This is a genomic window from Flectobacillus sp. BAB-3569 (assembly GCF_002270355.1).
GTDB classification, from domain to species: domain Bacteria; phylum Bacteroidota; class Bacteroidia; order Cytophagales; family Spirosomataceae; genus Flectobacillus; species Flectobacillus roseus.
On the sequence record NZ_NJFZ01000179.1, the window covers coordinates 1 to 547 of the forward strand.

Annotated in this window: 1 protein-coding gene; it reads left to right on the top strand. The window is 31.3% G+C overall.

All coding sequences use genetic code 11. The features are described 5' to 3' along the window. Positions 1-447: 447 nt before the first annotated feature. Positions 448-547 (top strand): glycosyltransferase (locus BWI92_RS28445; RefSeq protein WP_141234969.1); only part of this gene is annotated, 100 nt, incomplete at its 3' end.

The following is a 547-nucleotide window of genomic DNA, read 5'->3' on the forward strand; positions in this document are numbered from 1 at the left end:
TCACTACTGTCTACCGAATAATAAATTATATTCTTCGGTGACATACAAAATATTGCAACTATCAAATAAGTACATAAAAGTATGTTACTAGAATAAGATTATTTAATTAAACTTTTGTAATATTGTATGAAATAAAAAGACAAAGTATCCAGTACTATTATTCATAAGATTCGTTTATCTTAGTAGCATTGGTTGTATCCATTATTCGTCTTACAACTCCTTATGCCTCACCTGGCTGGGCAACAACGCTTGTTTCAACAGCAGTAATTGTGATACTCCAAGCCTTTTGAGTTCACTTTTTTGGTTTTACCGTATTAAACTATCGTACTCAAAGCATTTATTCCAGCATTGGAATATCATGAATTAATACAACAAGTAGACTCGACAGAGCTTTCTAAGATTAGCTAATATTATAGATCATTTGCCAAATAAATCAACCTCATAAAAATGAAATTAAGTGTAGTTATCCCTGCATACAACGAAGAGGAATCTATTCCTGAAACACTACGAACCCTGTATGCAACACTAAAAAAATACAATATTGACC